Source organism: Chromobacterium sp. W521 (assembly GCF_052805975.1).
In genome coordinates this window covers 355,941-371,971 of sequence record NZ_JBRBAF010000002.1, presented here as the reverse complement: position 1 = coordinate 371,971, position 16,031 = coordinate 355,941, and the positions used below count along the sequence as shown (strand labels likewise).

Annotated in this window: 15 protein-coding genes and 1 tRNA gene; 12 read left to right on the top strand and 4 right to left on the bottom strand. The window is 59.5% G+C overall.

All coding sequences use genetic code 11. The features are described 5' to 3' along the window. Window positions 1-46: 46 nt before the first annotated feature. Entirely contained in the window at window positions 47-493 is a 447-nt protein-coding gene (locus tag ACUXV1_RS04185; RefSeq protein WP_446014550.1) for a winged helix-turn-helix transcriptional regulator, read from the bottom strand. Between the two features lie 110 nt (window positions 494-603). On the opposite strand from ACUXV1_RS04185, the gene ACUXV1_RS04180 reads away from it, so the two are divergent. After that, window positions 604-1,848 (top strand): MFS transporter, encoded by a 1,245-nt coding sequence (locus ACUXV1_RS04180; RefSeq protein ID WP_446014551.1) that lies wholly within the window; start codon window positions 604-606, stop codon window positions 1,846-1,848. 54 nt (window positions 1,849-1,902) lie between these two features. Here the strand turns inward: ACUXV1_RS04180 and obgE are convergent, their stop codons facing one another. From obgE to rplU, 3 genes are all read right to left on the bottom strand, one after another. Further along, window positions 1,903-3,063 carry a GTPase ObgE gene (obgE, locus tag ACUXV1_RS04175; protein ID WP_081556583.1) on the bottom strand — a complete coding sequence of 387 codons (1,161 nt, stop codon included), beginning with the start codon at window positions 3,061-3,063 and terminating at the stop codon, window positions 1,903-1,905. 130 nt (window positions 3,064-3,193) lie between these two features. Continuing rightward, entirely contained in the window at window positions 3,194-3,469 is a 276-nt protein-coding gene (rpmA, locus tag ACUXV1_RS04170; protein ID WP_043640972.1) for a 50S ribosomal protein L27, read from the bottom strand. Window positions 3,470-3,481: 12 nt separating this feature from the next. Next, window positions 3,482-3,793, bottom strand: coding sequence for a 50S ribosomal protein L21 (gene rplU / locus ACUXV1_RS04165; RefSeq protein WP_039753142.1), 312 nt, complete (start codon window positions 3,791-3,793; stop codon window positions 3,482-3,484). A gap of 230 nt (window positions 3,794-4,023) precedes the next feature. Here rplU and ispB point away from each other — a divergent pair, with 230 nt between their 5' ends. The 11 genes from ispB (at window position 4,024) to ACUXV1_RS04110 (ending at window position 15,158) form a co-directional block, all read left to right on the top strand. Beyond that, window positions 4,024-4,953 (top strand): octaprenyl diphosphate synthase, encoded by a 930-nt coding sequence (ispB, locus tag ACUXV1_RS04160; protein ID WP_143330348.1) that lies wholly within the window; start codon window positions 4,024-4,026, stop codon window positions 4,951-4,953. A gap of 20 nt (window positions 4,954-4,973) precedes the next feature. Beyond that, window positions 4,974-5,048 (top strand) — tRNA-Arg (locus tag ACUXV1_RS04155). A 181-nt stretch (window positions 5,049-5,229) separates the two neighbouring features. Next, complete coding sequence (locus ACUXV1_RS04150; protein ID WP_446014552.1) at window positions 5,230-6,450, top strand: tyrosine-type recombinase/integrase; 1,221 nt, start codon at window positions 5,230-5,232, stop codon at window positions 6,448-6,450. A 133-nt stretch (window positions 6,451-6,583) separates the two neighbouring features. Continuing rightward, window positions 6,584-8,638: a hypothetical protein gene (locus ACUXV1_RS04145; RefSeq protein WP_446014553.1), complete on the top strand. Its 2,055-nt coding sequence runs from the start codon at window positions 6,584-6,586 to the stop codon at window positions 8,636-8,638. 476 nt (window positions 8,639-9,114) lie between these two features. Beyond that, window positions 9,115-9,333, top strand: a complete 219-nt coding sequence (locus tag ACUXV1_RS04140; RefSeq protein WP_019100960.1) for an AlpA family transcriptional regulator — start codon at window positions 9,115-9,117, stop codon at window positions 9,331-9,333. Window positions 9,334-9,358: 25 nt separating this feature from the next. After that, the gene (locus ACUXV1_RS04135; RefSeq protein WP_446014554.1) at window positions 9,359-10,084 is read left to right on the top strand and encodes a hypothetical protein; all 726 of its coding nucleotides are present in this window, start codon (window positions 9,359-9,361) and stop codon (window positions 10,082-10,084) included. A 13-nt stretch (window positions 10,085-10,097) separates the two neighbouring features. Next, complete coding sequence (locus ACUXV1_RS04130) at window positions 10,098-11,084, top strand: P2 family phage major capsid protein (protein WP_446014556.1); 987 nt, start codon at window positions 10,098-10,100, stop codon at window positions 11,082-11,084. A gap of 10 nt (window positions 11,085-11,094) precedes the next feature. Next, window positions 11,095-11,373, top strand: coding sequence for an ogr/Delta-like zinc finger family protein (locus ACUXV1_RS04125; protein ID WP_446014557.1), 279 nt, complete (start codon window positions 11,095-11,097; stop codon window positions 11,371-11,373). A gap of 494 nt (window positions 11,374-11,867) precedes the next feature. Continuing rightward, the gene (locus tag ACUXV1_RS04120; RefSeq protein WP_446014558.1) at window positions 11,868-12,041 is read left to right on the top strand and encodes a hypothetical protein; all 174 of its coding nucleotides are present in this window, start codon (window positions 11,868-11,870) and stop codon (window positions 12,039-12,041) included. Then, window positions 12,038-12,346: a DUF1484 family protein gene (locus tag ACUXV1_RS04115; RefSeq protein WP_446014559.1), complete on the top strand. Its 309-nt coding sequence runs from the start codon at window positions 12,038-12,040 to the stop codon at window positions 12,344-12,346. The genes ACUXV1_RS04120 and ACUXV1_RS04115 overlap by 4 nt, the downstream gene beginning before the upstream one ends. Before the next feature lie 10 nt (window positions 12,347-12,356). After that, window positions 12,357-15,158, top strand: coding sequence for a toprim domain-containing protein (locus ACUXV1_RS04110; RefSeq protein WP_446014560.1), 2,802 nt, complete (start codon window positions 12,357-12,359; stop codon window positions 15,156-15,158). The last annotated feature ends 873 nt before the right edge of the window (window positions 15,159-16,031 follow it).

Genomic DNA, 16,031 nt, shown 5'->3' with positions numbered 1-16,031 from the left:
ATGCCTGAGACTTGCATACGCAGAGGCGGCCCGCCAGGGAATCCACTCACGTCAACTTCCGGACTTCCGTGGCGGCGGGCAGCAGTGCCGCCCCGTCCTGGGTCTTGGGCCACATCAAGGGCACGGGCTGCCCGCTGCCCTTGTCGATCAGCAGCGAATGAGGCTCGCCAGGTTCAAACAAATACCGTTCGCCCCACTGGCGCAAGGCCAGCACCACCGCAAACAGGCTTTCTCCCTTGGCTGTCAATACATACTCCTGATAAGCGCTGCCGTCCGAAGCCGCCTGAGTGGCAAGCACTTCGGCGTCCACCAGCTTGCGCAGCCGGTCCGACAGGATGTTGCGGGCCACGCCCAGGCTGCGCTGGAAATCGCCAAAACGGCGCACACCGTCGAAGGCATCGCGCACGATCAGCAGCGACCAGCGGTCCCCAACGATGTCGACGCCACGCGCCACCGGACACGGCTGCGGGTTCATGATCTTGCGGCGCGGCATGGCCTCTCCTTGAGTTTGCGGTGAATGGATCAATTAGTTGCATTTTAAAACTGGGTGCCCTAGCATTCAATCAGTTTCATTTTGCAACTACATTGAACGGAACCGGGATCATGAAAGCCGCGCTTGCCCCTCTCTCCCCGCCGCTGCGCAAGTCGCCGCCCGCCCAGGCAGTGGACATGCCCGCCAGCCTGGTATGGCTGTTCGCCGCCGCCAGCGGCTTGAGCGTGGCCAACGTCTATTACGCTCAACCCTTGCTGGATGCGCTGGCTCGGGATTTCGCCATCCGCCAGGCGACGGTGGGCGGCGTGGTCACAGCCACTCAAATCGGCTGCGCGCTGGCCTTGCTGCTGCTGGTGCCGCTAGGCGACCTGCTGGAACGCCGCCGCCTGATGGCGGCGCAACTGCTGGCGCTGGTGGCCGCGCTGACAGCCGTCGCCATGGCGCGCTCCGCGCCCGCGCTGCTGGCCGGCGTGTTAGCGGTGGGCTTGCTGGGCACGGCAATGACGCAGGGGCTGATCGCCTACGCGGCCAGCGCCGCCGCGCCCCATGAGCAAGGGCGCGTCGTTGGCGCGGCGCAAAGCGGCGTCTTCATCGGCCTGCTGCTGGCGCGGGTGTTCGCCGGCGCCGTCAGCGATCTGGCCGGCTGGCGCGGCGTTTATCTCTGCGCTGCAGCGCTGATGCTCGTGCTGGCGCTGCCCCTGTGGCGGCGGCTGCCCGCGCTGGCTCCCTCCGCGAACGCGATGCGCTACCCAACGCTGCTTGCCTCCATGTTGACCTTGCTGCGACGCGAGAGGGCGCTGCAAGTGCGCGGCATGCTGGCGCTGCTGATGTTCGCGGCCTTCAATATCTTCTGGAGCGCGCTGGTGCTGCCCTTGAGCGCACCGCCGCACAACTATTCCCATACCGCCATCGGCGCCTTTGGCCTGGTGGGCGCGCTTGGCGCGCTGGCTGCCGCGCGCGCCGGACAGTGGGCCGACCGCGGGCAGGGTCAACGCACCAGCGCGGCGGCGCTGGCGCTGCTGCTGCTAGCCTGGTGGCCGCTGTCGCTGATGCAGCAATCGCTGGCCGCCCTGCTGGTCGGCATCCTGCTACTGGACCCGGGGGGCCAGGCGCTGCACGTGACCAACCAGAGCCTGATTTTCCGCTCCCGCCCCGAAGCGCATGGCCGGCTGGTCGGCCTTTACATGCTGTTCTACGCGCTGGGCAGCGGGCTGGGCGCCATAAGTGCCACCGCGACCTACGCCCGTGCCGGCTGGCAAGCCGTTTGCGGACTGGGCGCAGCCGTCAGCCTGCTGGCGCTGTTGTTCTGGTGCGCGACACGACGACTCCACGCCCGCGGCTATGGGATGAAATGAAAAAGGCCAGTCTCGCGACTGGCCTTTTGCTTACCGGAGATGGCAGGAAGCCGTTTATTCTTCAGCCGTATCCTGATGCATAGCCGCATCCGGGGTAATCACGGTTTGGCGCGCGGCGGCGGCTTGCTGCTGCGCCTCGTCCGCCAGCTTGCGCTGCTCGGCGCGCACCACATCCAGGTAGGACATGATGGCGAAAGTCAGCTCGCGGGTGCCTTCGTGGTTCAACGCGGAGATGCTGAACACGCGCGGCGCCTTGATATCGAAGCCGAAACGGTCGTCCGGCTGCTCTTCCGGCCAGCCATAGGCTTTAAGGAAGGCGGACACCGTCAGCTCGCGCTCGTCCGGAGGCAGCATATCCACCTTGTTCAATACCAGCCAGCGCGGCTTGCCGTGCAGCTCCTCGTCGTACTTCTTCAATTCCTCAACGATGGCGCGCGCCTCGCGCACCGGATCAACATCCGGGTCAAACGGGGCCACATCCACCACGTGCAACAGCAGGCCCGTGCGCTGCAAATGCTTGAGGAAGCGGTGGCCCAAGCCGGCGCCTTCCGCCGCGCCTTCAATCAGCCCCGGAATATCGGCAATCACAAAGCTCCGCGTATCGTCCATCCGCACCACGCCCAAATTGGGGTGCAGCGTGGTGAACGGGTAGTCCGCCACCTTGGGACGCGCCGCCGACACCGCGCGGATGAAGGTGGACTTGCCCGCGTTGGGCATGCCCAGCAGGCCCACGTCCGCCAGCACCTTCAGCTCCAGCTTCAAGGTGCGCTGTTCGCCCTGCTCGCCCGGCGTGCATTGACGCGGCGCGCGGTTGGTGGAGGATTTGAAATGGATGTTGCCCAGGCCGCCCTTGCCGCCGCGCGCAATCATGACGCGCTGGCCGTGGTGGGTCAGATCCGCCACCAGCTCACCCGTGTCGTGGTCGGTAATCACCGTGCCCACCGGCATTTTCAGTTCGATATCGTCGCCGCCCTTGCCGTAGCAATCAGCGCCGCGACCGCGCTCGCCGTGTTCCGCCAGGTATTTCTTAACGAAACGGAATTCCACCAAGGTGTTGACGTTTTCATCCGCCACCGCGTACACGCTACCGCCCTTGCCGCCGTCGCCGCCGTCCGGGCCGCCGAAGGGAACGAACTTCTCGCGGCGGAAACTAGCCACGCCGTTGCCGCCGCGGCCCGCGAACACTTCAATGCGGGCTTCATCAATAAACTTCATGTTTTCAACCTCTGTCTGGCGAGGAGTCAGGGGTCAGGATTGACACGCTTCAACCCTCACGCCTTGCCCCTCGGTATAAAAAAAGCCCTATCGCAGGATAGGGCTTTCTCGGTCACTAGAAAGCGAAAAATTATTCGCCGTCTACGCCGGTGTACGGAACCACATTAACGAACTTGCGCTTCATTGCACCTTTGATGGTGAATTCAACATAGCCGTCAACCTTGGCGAACAAGGTGTGATCCTTGCCCTGGCCAACGTTTTCACCTGCGTGGAAGCGGGTGCCGCGCTGACGCACGATGATGGAACCTGCCGGAATCAGTTCGCTGCCGTAAACCTTAACGCCCAGGCGTTTGGCTTCGGAGTCACGACCGTTGCGGGAGCTACCGCCTGCTTTTTTGTGTGCCATGACTGTTTATCCTTACTTCGAAATCGCGTCGATGCGGATTTCGGTGAAGTTTTGACGATGACCCTGATGTTTCTGGTAGTGCTTGCGACGACGCATCTTGAAGATGCGGATCTTGTCGCCACGACCGTGGGAAACAACGGTGGCCTTAACAGTGGCGCCGGCAATCATCGGGGCGCCTACAACAACCTGTTCACCGTCAGCAATCATCAGCACTTCTTCAAGTACGATCTGGCTGTCGACGTCTGCAGGTATCTGTTCTACTTTGAGTTTTTCACCAACGACAACTTTGTACTGCTTGCCGCCGGTTTTTATGACCGCATACATTCGCATGAGCTCCTGAATATAAAAATCTCGCCGCCTATTGCGGGAGAACGCGAAACTATACGGACAGCCCGTCAAGTTGTCAATGATTTCATTGACTTAGTTCTAAGAAGTAAGCGCCATGGCGGCTTAAGGGGCTTTTCTGGTAACATTCTCGCCTTTGGCGTACCCATCTCAAATAACTGGTTGAAATCGTGTCCACCCCGCTTTTCCGTACACTGATAGCCGACGACATGCAGGCCGTAGACCGCGTCATCCGCGCCCGGCTGCACTCTGATGTCGTCCTGATCCGCCAGGTAGCGGAATACATCATTTCCGCCGGCGGCAAGCGCCTGCGCCCGGTGCTGACGCTATTGTCCGGCCGCGCGCTGGGCCACGGCGGCGAACAATTGCACGAGCTGGCGGCGATGATCGAATTCATCCACACCGCCACCCTGCTGCACGACGACGTGGTGGACGAATCCGACCTGCGCCGCGGCCGAGAAACCGCCAACGCGCTGTTCGGCAATGCCGCCAGCGTGCTGGTGGGCGACTTCCTCTACACCCGCGCCTTCCAGATGATGGTGACCACCCGCAATATGGACATCCTGGCGGTGATGGCGGAAGCCACCAACATCATCGCCGAAGGCGAGGTGCTGCAGCTGCTCAACATCGGCAACACCGACGTTACCGAAGACGAATACCTGCGCGTGATCAAGTACAAGACCGCCAAGCTGTTTGAAGCCTCCGCCCGCGTGGGCGCGCTCAGCGCCGGCGCCAGCGCCGAGCAAGTGCGGGCAATGGCCGAATACGGCATGTACCTGGGCACCGCCTTCCAGATCATCGACGACGTGCTGGACTACAGCGGCGACGCCGAGACCATAGGCAAGAGCCTGGGCGACGATCTGGCCGAAGGCAAACCAACGCTGCCCCTGATCTACACCATGCGCAACGGCAATCCGGAAGCCTCCGCCACCGTGCGCGACGCGCTGGAACACGCCAGCCGCGATCGTTTCCAGGACGTGCTGGCTGCGGTACAATCCTGCGGCGCGCTGGACTACGCCCGGGCCGAAGCGGTCAAAGTGGCCGAACAGGCCGTCGCCGCGCTGGCGCCGATTCCGGAATCGGACACCCGCCAGGCCTTGGTGGAATTGGCCCGCCTGTCGGTGGACCGCAGCGCCTGAGCCAGCAAGTTTATCTAAGCGTCTCCGTAGTTAAATGGATATAACGGCCCCCTCCTAAGGGGCAGTTACAGGTTCGATTCCTGTCGGGGGCGCCACTCACACTTCCAAATCAGTCCGAGAAAGTCCACAAACCCGCGCCAAATAAGGCTTTGCGGGTTTTTTTACGTCCAAAGCAGTCCGAAACCATCCAAGCAAAGCCGGGGGTATGCGGGGGTATTTTTGGTGGTATCTTGTGTACCCCCAGATTTCGATACCCCCAAAGCGAGGAGTACCCCCATGCCCCTAACCGATGCCGCCATCAAAAACGCCAAGCCCCGCGAGGATGGCAAACATCTCAAGCTCACCGATGGACAGGGGCTGTCTCTATGGGTCATGCCGACAGGCGCGAAGTATTGGCGGCTGAAATATCGTATCAATGGCAAAGAGAAGCTGCTGGCGCTGGGCGTATACCCGGAAGTCAGTCTGAAGGAAGCCAGGCTGAAGCGCGATGATGCCCGCAAGCAGATCGCCGATGGCGATGATCCGGCGGCAATGCGCAAGATGGATAAGGTGATCAAGTTGGCTGCCGCCGCCAACACGTTTGAAGCCATCGCGCTGGAATGGCATGAAAGGGAAAGTCACGAATGGTCCGCCGCCCACAGCGAGCGCGTCCTGTCGGCCATGAAGAACCACATCTTCCCTTACATCGGCGACAGGCCAATCCACGAGATTCGTCCGCTGGAGCTACTGGAAGTGCTGCGCAAGGTGGAAAGCGCCGGCAACATCGACACCACCAAGCGCCTGCGTCAACGCTGCTCAGCAGTCTTCCGCCTAGCCATCCTGACCGGCCGCTGCGACAGCGACCCGGCCGCACCGCTAACCGACGCCCTCAAGAGCCAGCAATCCACCCCGCGCAAGGCGCTGATGCGCGAGGACATCCCCAGCTTTCTGGAAGCGCTGGAGAAATACGATGGCAACGTACAAACCAAGCTGATGATGAAGCTGATGCTACTGACCTTCACCCGCGTAGGAGAAATGGCTATGGCCAGGTGGGAAGAAATCGACTTTGATAAGGCGCTGTGGACCATCCCACCAGAGCATCGCAAGTTGCCGGAGAAATCCAAGAAAACCGCGCCGCCCCATCTCGTCCCGCTATCCAAGCAAGCTCTGAATGTGCTCCGCCAGCTCCACACAATCAGCGGCGGCCGGGAACACATTTTCCCCAACCGCAATAGCCCACGCCGTCCCATGTCGCCGGAAACCCTGCGCCGCGCGCTTCACAGCATGGGCTTTAGGGGCAAAGCTGACGTACACGGCTTCCGCTCGACAGCATCAACCATCTTGAACGAAGAAGGCTTCAACCCAGATGCCATTGAGCGCCAGCTATCTCACATCGAAACTAACAAGGTAAGAGCAGCTTACAACCGTGCCGAGTACATGGAAGATCGAAAGAAGATGATGCAGTGGTGGGCTAACTACCTGAACACAACTTCACAAGAATCTAATAAGTATTCTTAAATCAAAAATCTCTGCGCGTAAGGCTTGCACAATGCCAAACAACATGCCAATGTTCTAAAATGAAGCATACTAGGCCACCCGATGGGTTGACCGAGCAATTTTGAGCATACAAAGCGCACGGAGGCATGAAAATATGAGCTTAAGTACCCATCTTCCTGGAAGACTAAGAAATACACCCCTACCTAAAAGTCATGGACTTATGCCGCTTTTCGAGGCTGTCGTAAATTCTATACATTCTATAGAAGAGGCAAACTCCTCCCCGGATTATGGCGAAATTACAATTGAAATAATTCGAATGCCGCAAACATCTCTTTTCATTGATGACGCCAAATCAAAACGAGGCGCACCACCTCAAGAGAATATTATTGGATTTAAAATATTTGACAATGGATTAGGATTCCATGACAAAAACATGTCATCCTTTGAGACTCTCGATAGCGATTATAAATCCTCGCAAGGATGCAGAGGAGTTGGTCGATTACTTTGGCTAAAAGCATTTGAGGCAGTAAACATATCCAGCTACTTTAAAGACAGCTCCGGATTGATATACTACAGAACCTTCACATTTACAGCGGCAAATGGCGTATCAAACTTAACAACAAACAAAAAAACTGAACCAACCAAATTAAGTACCTGCATCCACCTCTCTGGCTTTAATAAAGCCTATAGAGAAAAAACTGCCAAAACGGCCAAGACTATTGCCAACAGTCTTTTCGAACATTGCCTTTGGTATTTTGTTCGTGACGGCGGCGCCCCTCACATAACAATAAAAGATGACGAAGAAATAATAGACCTAGATGATGTATATAATGAATACATGTTCTCTTCCTCACACAAAGAGGAAATAAAAGTCAAAGAACAAGCATTTGAATTAACCCACATAAAATTAAAAGCGAACTCCGCCAAGCAACACTTTATCGCTTGGTGCGCCGCCAGCAGAGTGGTTGAAGAAGAAAATATTTCCAGCAAGTTACCGGGCCTTCACGGAAGGTTAAAAGATGAAAATGGCGATCATTTTACTTATGCCTGCTATGTTACCTCGCCATTTCTAGATATCAATGTTAGACCTGAAAGAATTGGGTTTGACATAGAAGAGATAAATAACGACCTTTTCTCTGAAACAGAGCTAAGCTTATCCGACATAAGAAACTCAATCATCAAGTCATCCAGCCTGCACCTTGAAAACTATTTAAAAGAGAGTAAAAAATTAGGCGAAGAACGAGTTCAGAATTTCATCTCGAAAAAGGCTCCCCGATACCGGCCAATCCTAAAGAGGATTTCAGCGGACAAATTAAGTGTTGACCCAGACATTTCAGATAAAGAACTCGACCTACTTCTGCACAAACAGCTCTCTGAAATAGAGGGAGAATTACTCTCAAAAGGGCATGAAGTAATGGACCCAGCCCAAGGAGAAACCACACTACAATACCAAGAACGTCTAAGCGACTATCTTGAGATGGTCGATGACATTAAAAAATCTGATTTAGCAAACTATGTTTTCCATAGAAAAGTCATAATTGACATTCTTGAGAAAGCAATAGAACGCGGCCCCGATGGGAGATATGCACGAGAAGACCTAATTCATGAACTCATCATGCCCATGAGAAAGACATCGAACGAAATAAGTCTTGATAACTGCAACCTCTGGCTAATTGATGAGAGATTGGCATTTCATGATTTCCTGGCATCAGACAAGCCTTTAATTTCCATGCCAATTACAAATTGCTCTGAAACAAAAAAACCGGATATCTGCGCATTAAATATTTTTGACGAACCCATATTAGTTTCTGAGGGCCAACGCATCCCTTTGGCATCAATTGTCATTGTTGAAATAAAAAGACCAATGAGAAATGATGCAGCCCCAGGTGAAGAAAAAGATCCGGTAGAGCAAGCTCTCGGATATCTCGAGAGAATACGAGAGGGGGGAGCACAAACTTCAGCAGGACGCCCCATTCCTAGATCTGATGACATCCCCGGATTTTGCTACGCAATTTGCGACCTTACACCAACCGTAATTCGTCGATGCAAAACATTAGGTTTGACTGTGAGAAAAGACCATCTAGGATATTTTGGGTACAACCCTAATTACAAAGCATTTATTGAGGTAATCTCGTTTGACCGGCTGCTGATTTCAGCCAAAGAGCGTAATAAGGCATTTTTTGATAAATTGGGCCTACCAACAACATAACCCCCAGCGCGCGCTATCGAAGCCCCGCCTCGCCCCCGCACTTCATGGGCCGCTAATCATGCAGCTGCATGAACCCGTGCCAGGCCCTTGCCGTATGGCCTGGCACGCCCTTGTCCCCCCGCCCGGATTTATGCGTTTTCATGCACGCTATGCATGCAGTTACCCTGTTCGCTGACCGTCCCCGCTTCGCGTTTTCCTGCTTTCCCCCGTTTCCTTGCCGCTGAGTGCGTCCTAGCCCGTCCACCGCCATCCGATGCCGTTCCATGGTGAGCCATTTTGCGCCCGCGTCCTTGTTTTCCCGCCCGTCGTCAATAGCAAAATCCGCGTTTTTTGGGCATTTCAAATTTTTTTGTTGTGTGGGAGCGCGGCACAACCCAACCCCAAAACCCCGTTTGTAATTTCCGCAATACTGCGTTCGCTGATCGGCGTATCCGATGCCATCCACTGATATCCACCTCCACCAACAAGGACGCTTCATGACCGCTGTTGCCGCTTCGCCCTCTTCTCAACCGCTGCGCTTTCTGCGCTTGCCGGAAGTCATCGCCACGTGCGGCCTGTCCCGCTCGTCGGTGTACGACGCCATCAAGCAGGGCCGTTTCCCGGCTCCGGTGCCGCTGGGCGGCAAGAGCGTGGCCTGGCTGTCCTCTGAAATCGAGAGCTGGATGGCGGCACGCATCGCGGCCCGCCGCGCTTAACCCCATAACTTCCCGGACTCAGACCATGCATATCCAGAACCCCACCACCCAAGAAACCGTCGCTGTCGCCATCGCCGGCCTGACCGAACGCCTGGCCGCTTTCGAACAAGACCTCAACGCCTGGCAGACCCTGGCCGAAAACGCCGCGCGCCGCGTCCAAACCGCCGAGGCGCTGCGCAGCGAAGCCGAGCAGGCGCGTAAGGATTGCCGCCAGGCGATGCGCTCGACCTTGGGCATTCCCACCAAGGCGGTGCGCGAGCTGAAGAACAAGGAAATGGCCAACCTGGAATTGGCCGAGGAGACGCTCAAGATCGCCGAGGAAGAAAAGATTCAAGCCGAGATCCAGCAGGAGGCGCTGTTCGAGCAGCGCGAAGCGCTGGTGCAGGAGCGCCACGCGCTGCGTCGTCAGTATTGGGACGCGGTGCTGGACGATCAAATCACGCAATGGGGGCAACAGCTGCCGGTGCTGGCGCTGCTGCTGGAGCAAGCGCCAAAGGCCTGCATCGAGCGGCTGTTCGGCCGCGCCGAACTGCGCAGAAATCACGATGAACTCTATGCCGCGCAGCTGCCCGGCGAGCTGCAACAGGCGCTGCACTCTGCGCCGCAAGCGGAACCGGACGACTTGCTGGCCTTGCTCAACCGCCCGCTGCCCGCGCTGGCCGCCCCGGCCTCGATGGCGCACAGCCCGCTGACCCGTCGCCGCTATCAAGCCGAACGCGACGAGCAATATCAAGCCCTGATCAACCGCTAAGCGAGACCACGACATGCAAAACGCTACCCGCCAAGCCCTGGACCACTTCATCGGCCGCTACTTCAGCAATATGGACGCGCATCAAACCTCAAATAGCTGCCATGCCGCCCCGGAGCCGCAAGCGGCGCAGGCCCGCCTCAACGCACTGAAGGCGAAGAGCCGGCTGCTGTCCACCATCAATGTGCTGGGCGTTTCCGAGATCACCGGCCGTTCGCAAAACTTCGATATCGCCGGCACGCTGGCCGCCACCGTGGACACCAACCGCCATGCGCGCCAGCCGGCGCAAAAGACCTGGCAACCGGCGCAATACTTCTGCCAGCAAACCAACTTCGACGCCGCCTTTGATTACGCCACGCTGGATGCCTGGATGAGCGAAACGCAGGACCAAGCCTTGTTCGAGGCGCGCGCGCGACAGACGCTGGAGCGCCGTATCCTGCTGGACCGCATCATGATCGGCTTCCGCGGCCTGGAGCGCGCCCAGGACTCTGACCGGGCGCAGCATCCGCAGCTGCAGGACGTCAATGTCGGCTGGCTGCAGCAGATCCGCGAGCAAGCGCCCAAAGCCTGCCTGGAGCGCGTCCGGGTCGGCGAGGGCGAGCGTTTCCGCAACCTGCACCGTCTGGTGCGCCATGCCGTCAACAACCTGCTGGCCCCAGCCTGGCGCGATGATCCGCGATTGGTGGCGCTGGTCGGCGCAGACTTGCTGCCGGATGCGGTCTGCGACGCGACCCCGCAAGCCGACGGCGACGACCTGGTGTTTCATAAACAGCGCCTGGGCGGCCTGCAAGCGGCGACGGCGGCCTTCTTCCCCGGCGACAGCATCCTAATTACCCGGCTGGACAACCTGTCGCTGTACTTCAACCACCACGCCATGCGCTACCGCTATCAGGAAGACCCCGCCATCAACAGCGTGCTGTTCTACCACTCCAGCGCCGACGCCTACGTGATTGAGAACCTGGCCGCCTGCGCGCTGATTGAAGAAGTGGAAATCGTGGACTGAGGAGACAAAGATGGCCTTTCCCTGCCCGCTGTGCGGCGCGATGTCGCGGGTGCGCACCAGCCGCATGCTCAGCGCCGCGACCAAGGAGAATTACTACAACTGCAGCAACGATGACTGCTGCCACCAGTACAAGACGCTGGAGGGCGAACCGTTGACCCTGGCCCAGCCCATCCACGGCGGCGCGCGGATTCCGCCGGAGCGGCTGCGCCCCTTGCCGGGCCTGTCGCCCTCGCCTCGGCCAGCGCTGATGGTGACGCCCGGCCGCGTGCGTCATCGCGTCCTGGACTAAGCGCCATGGCTCGCCGGCCGGCGGGCCATGTAGCCCCCTGAAATTGACCTTGAATAGCGTCGGCTGAAATGGATTTAATTCACTTATTTAATATTGAATGGCGGCTTTATTGATATGCCCGCTAAAACCCGCCCCCATTCCCGATGACCCCGCTCCACGCTTTAGAAATATCCACCCCGATGAACTGCGCGAATTTGATCTCCCACCCCCGCCAGCGAATTGACAAGCTCGCTCGATTGCTGCACCATCTTTACGTCGCATTCAAAACAGCGACCGGGTTTAGCAGCCCGATACACATTGGCGGACACCCGCCACCATGGCGGCTTTTTTACGTCCGTACACCGCTATCGGTGCGCCCATTTTTCAATGGCGGGTCGTGGCGGGGATACCTTCGGGTATGCCGGTTCCAATGTGCCGGTCTGCTAACCCTGTCACGTGCCTGCCTCCCCCGTTTAGCAGCGGACGGCAGCCCCAACTACACATTGGAGGCCACCATGCCTAAGCTTTCCCGCGTCTTATCTCGCTTTTTCCCCGCGTCCGTTATCCCCGTTTCCGTCTTGCCCAACGAAGCCGAAGCCCGCGCGCTCGCCGCCTTGCTGGTCGCCCAGGGGCAACGTGCCTTGATTCATCGCACCACCGCCGGTTTCGCCGTGGAGGTGCTGGCATGAACGCCCTGATCCTGTCCGCCGTCCATCACCAACTGGCCCAGCTGCAGCAGCTGGCCGACAACCCCGAACATGCCGAACTGCGCGAGCCGCTGAGCCAACTGGCCAGCCTGTGCCGCCGCATCGAACACACCGTCAGCGCCGGCGTCTCGCGCCTGACGCGCACCGGCGACGGCCTGCAAGGCCTGGTCGAGTTGCTGGACTGCGCCGAGAACCAGCCACTGCCGGCGCAACGCCTGGCCGGGCTGCTAGCGCCGCTGCAGCAACAAGTCATCGACGCCAGCGCCGACATCGGCCAACTGCTCTAAGGACACCCCCATGAATGCTAGAAACCCTCTCCCGCGTACCGGGCGAGACGTCCCCGGCTTGTCTGGCGGTGCGCCGACCGCGCTGGGCCAATGGTTCGACCAGCTCAAGGAACAGATCGACTTGCACGACCTGGCGGCCCGGCTGGGCCTGAAGCGTCAGGGCAAGGGCAACTATCACAGCCCACATCACCCGGACAGCCAAGCGTCGCTGTCGATCTTCGCCGACGGCCGCGGCTGGAAGGACTGGAGCGGCGACGCCGGCGGCAGCTGCATCGACTTGCTGCGCTACTGCCAGCCGGAGCTGGACACGCCATTGGCGGCCGCGCGGCTGCTGGGCTACTGGTACGGCCTGCCACAACCCAAACCCGCGATGAAGGACAAGGCCGCGCCGGTGCGCAAGTCCACCCTCGACTACATCGGCGAGCGCTGCCTGGCCCAAGCCGAGGCGGCCGTCGCCTACCTGACCGGCCGGGGCATTGAGGAAGCGGTCATCCGGCGCGCGCTGCGCTGCAAGACGCTGGGCTGGAACGATTGGCACAGCGCCAAGATCGCCGCCGGCGAAGTGGGTCACGGCGGCGCGGCCGTCGCCTTCCTGGTGCGCAGCGGCGGCCGGCTGGCGGCGGTGGATCTGCGCTATGTCGATCCGGCTTTGAACGGCGGCGTGAAGACCCAATGCCAAGGCGCGCGCGAGGGCCACGGCTGGTGCAGCGACCCGCAGCGGCTGCAGCGCGCCCGGCTGGTCTATCTGGTGGAAAGCCCAATCAATGCGCTGTCGGTGGAAAGCTGCACCCCGCCGGACGTGGCGGCGCTGGCGCTGCGCGGCGTCGGCAATGTCGACAGCCTCGATTGGACCGTATTGCGCGGCAAGGCGGTGCGGGTGGCGCTGGACCATAGCGACCCGGTGAATCCGGCCAGCGGCGTGCGGCCGGGGCTGGCGGCGGCCTGGCGCTTGTCGGAGAAGCTGACGGCGGCGGACATCGGCCATCTATTGGTGGACATGCAGGACTGGGACGAAGGCGAAGACCTCAACGACGTGTTGCGCCAGCACGGCGCGGACGTATTACGCGGCCGGCTGCGCAAGCTGGAGGCGTGGCTGTTGCCCGGCATGCCCGGCGGCGGCGAACGGCTGGAGGGGACACGGCGGGTGCAACTCCCCGGCCATGACTGGGCGGTGTACTGGCGTTTCCGGGTGAAGGAGGACTTCACCCAATACGTCGACGAGTTCAAGACCGACGACGACGGCAACCGTTCCGAGACGCTGGGCGACCTGTGTTCCTTCCGCGTGGCCAGCCTGTCGCGGCTACGCATCCAAAGCCACCTGGCCACCATCAGCGGCGCGGCCGACCATCAACCGGAAACCGTGTTCGGCGTCAGCGCCCAGCTGGCGCGGCATGGGGTGACGCTGCAGCGCGAGGTGGCCACCGACGACAAGCTCTACAACCTGGAATGGTGGAAAAGCCGCTTCGGCGCGATCTGGAAGCCGGCGCAGTTCCAGCGCCTGGTCAACCTGATGGAGCGGGCCGCCGACCTGGGCGCGCGTGACGTGGTTAACTTCGTCGGCCTAGCGTGGAAGGCCGGCGCGCTGACGGCGCAAGAGGGGCAGGACTGCTATTTCGTCGAGCCGCAGAAGCAATGCCTGTACTACAACCTGACCTTCCCGCGCGGCACGCCGCAACAGGCGCGCACCGTGATCCAAGCCTATCAGGACACCTTCCATCACAATGCGGCCGCCATCCCCCTGGTGTGGGCCCTGGGCGCGCACCTCAAAACCCTGCTCGGCTTCTATCCGCACTTCCAGATGCAGGCCGAGAAGGGCTCGGGCAAGTCCAAGCTGCTAGAGAGCCTGCAGACCACGCTGGCGTTTCAGGTGCTGTCCGGGCAGATGCTGAAGACCGACCACCGCCGGCGGGCGTCGGTGTCGTTCACCTCGCAGCCGGTGGGCTGGGATGAATTCTCCAAGCTGCCGAAGACGGTGCTGTCCGACATCGACGCGCTGCTGCAGTCGACCTATCGTTTCGAGTTCACCCGCGTCGGGGCCAGCCTGACGCCGTACCTGATGTGCGCGCCGGTGCTGTTGGCCGGCGAGGAAGTGGACGTGCAGAGCCTGCAGTCCAAGCTGTGCCGCAGCAGCCTGTCGGTGGCGCGACAAGGCGCGTTGATTCCGCATGATCTGCCGGCCTTCCCGCTGTGGCCGTGGCTGCAGTTTCTGGCTGACGTCGAGCCGGCCCGGCTGCGCGACCTGCACCGCCATTACCTGGGGCTGTGCGAACGCCACAGCCGCGCCCCCACCGGCGACGCCACCGCGCGGCGGATGATGGAGAACTACGCCGCCCTGCTGTGCAGCTGGGCCTTGCTGTGCGAGTTCGCCGACCTCGACCCGCAGCAAGGCGGCTTCATCGAAGACCTGATGGCCGAGATGAACAGCCATATCGTCGACACCGACGGCAGCCGCCTGCCCTGGGTCTGGATCATGGAAATCCTGCTGTCCGAACTGGAGGCGCGCCGCTTTGACTACCCGCACTGCTGGGACCGGGTCAAATGCCCGGACGGCCGCAGCGAGATGGCGCTGTTCCTCCGACCGAATCACGTGATGGATCACCTCTCCACCGCGCCGCATCTGCGCGCCAAATTCGACGCGCTGCCGGTGAAGACTGGGCGCATCTTCAAGCATCAGCTGCTGCAAAGCCCGGTGGTGCTGGCCGACGGCGTCGAGAAGACCATCCACGGCCGCCGCCAGGGCCACCTGACCGCCATCAGCCTGCCGCAACTGGAAAAGCTCGGCCTCTACGCCGCGCCCGACGTCCAGCCCTAACCCCCGCGCCTCTCCTCGACAGCCCGCCTTGTGTGGGCTGTCACGCATTCCACCGCTCAAACTGCAAAATTGCGGAGCCTCTTACACATCAAATATGACATTGACACAACACTTTCGACGAAAACGGCCGGAAATCGCCGGTTTCCGTGCCATTGGGTAGGGGAGTAGGTAAAAAAATTCCGTGGATTGACCCTGCTTCACGACCTAAGTCATTGATTGTTGAGAACAACCCATCCACGGTTTGCCCTCCGAAATCCACGGTTTCCCCTCAAACTTCCACGGTTTGCCCCATTTCTTCCACATTGGGGTTTTACCCTTTTACGGTCTCTAAGTATTTCTTCTTATTTTAAAAACAAAGAGATAGAGATAAAAAGCCATGAAAAAGGAAGACAAGGGCCATCCACGGTTTCGGAGCGCTGCTTAAAAATTAATCCACGGGTTTGCCAGCGGAAGTCGTGGAAATGGTGGATTCGCCCTTCCCTTCATCGCATTGATTTTATTGAAGTTTATGCGGCATCCACGGAATCGGTGGGTGAGGCCGTGGACAAACCGTGGATGAAAAGCCGTTACAGGACAAAGACTTAGGGATCAATCCACGGTTTCGGGGGGAATTTAGGTGTGTGTGCCTAGCTGAATGACGAGAAAGACGCGGTTTACAATTGACTACTAACGGCCAAGAGCGGCCCCTCCCTGCTGTCTGCTTTGGGATAGCGAGAGTAGTCTCAAAGAGCCCATGGCTACGCGGGCACAACCCAGTATATTAGGGGAATGTCTTGCCTTGACCGCACTCAGCAAAAGCAAGTGACGGAGAGCTTACTAAGAAAGCACCTCATCATACCTTCGAGTATCCAGTTTTCAAGAAAACGAAATATG

Bases quoted from the DNA above. Each gene is read 5' to 3' on its own strand.
- ACUXV1_RS04145 (WP_446014553.1), top strand. From the start codon at position 6,584: ATGAGCTTAAGTACCCATCTTCCTGGAAGACTAAGAAATACACCCCTA.
- ACUXV1_RS04185 (WP_446014550.1), bottom strand. From the start codon at position 493: ATGCCGCGCCGCAAGATCATGAACCCGCAGCCGTGTCCGGTGGCGCGT.
- ACUXV1_RS04140 (WP_019100960.1), top strand. From the start codon at position 9,115: ATGACCGCTGTTGCCGCTTCGCCCTCTTCTCAACCGCTGCGCTTTCTG.
- ACUXV1_RS04180 (WP_446014551.1), top strand. From the start codon at position 604: ATGAAAGCCGCGCTTGCCCCTCTCTCCCCGCCGCTGCGCAAGTCGCCG.
- rpmA (WP_043640972.1), bottom strand. From the start codon at position 3,469: ATGGCACACAAAAAAGCAGGCGGTAGCTCCCGCAACGGTCGTGACTCC.
- obgE (WP_081556583.1), bottom strand. From the start codon at position 3,063: ATGAAGTTTATTGATGAAGCCCGCATTGAAGTGTTCGCGGGCCGCGGC.
- ACUXV1_RS04150 (WP_446014552.1), top strand. From the start codon at position 5,230: ATGCCCCTAACCGATGCCGCCATCAAAAACGCCAAGCCCCGCGAGGAT.
- ACUXV1_RS04130 (WP_446014556.1), top strand. From the start codon at position 10,098: ATGCAAAACGCTACCCGCCAAGCCCTGGACCACTTCATCGGCCGCTAC.
- ACUXV1_RS04135 (WP_446014554.1), top strand. From the start codon at position 9,359: ATGCATATCCAGAACCCCACCACCCAAGAAACCGTCGCTGTCGCCATC.
- ACUXV1_RS04115 (WP_446014559.1), top strand. From the start codon at position 12,038: ATGAACGCCCTGATCCTGTCCGCCGTCCATCACCAACTGGCCCAGCTG.
- ACUXV1_RS04120 (WP_446014558.1), top strand. From the start codon at position 11,868: ATGCCTAAGCTTTCCCGCGTCTTATCTCGCTTTTTCCCCGCGTCCGTT.
- ACUXV1_RS04125 (WP_446014557.1), top strand. From the start codon at position 11,095: ATGGCCTTTCCCTGCCCGCTGTGCGGCGCGATGTCGCGGGTGCGCACC.
- ispB (WP_143330348.1), top strand. From the start codon at position 4,024: ATGCAGGCCGTAGACCGCGTCATCCGCGCCCGGCTGCACTCTGATGTC.
- ACUXV1_RS04110 (WP_446014560.1), top strand. From the start codon at position 12,357: ATGAATGCTAGAAACCCTCTCCCGCGTACCGGGCGAGACGTCCCCGGC.
- rplU (WP_039753142.1), bottom strand. From the start codon at position 3,793: ATGTATGCGGTCATAAAAACCGGCGGCAAGCAGTACAAAGTTGTCGTT.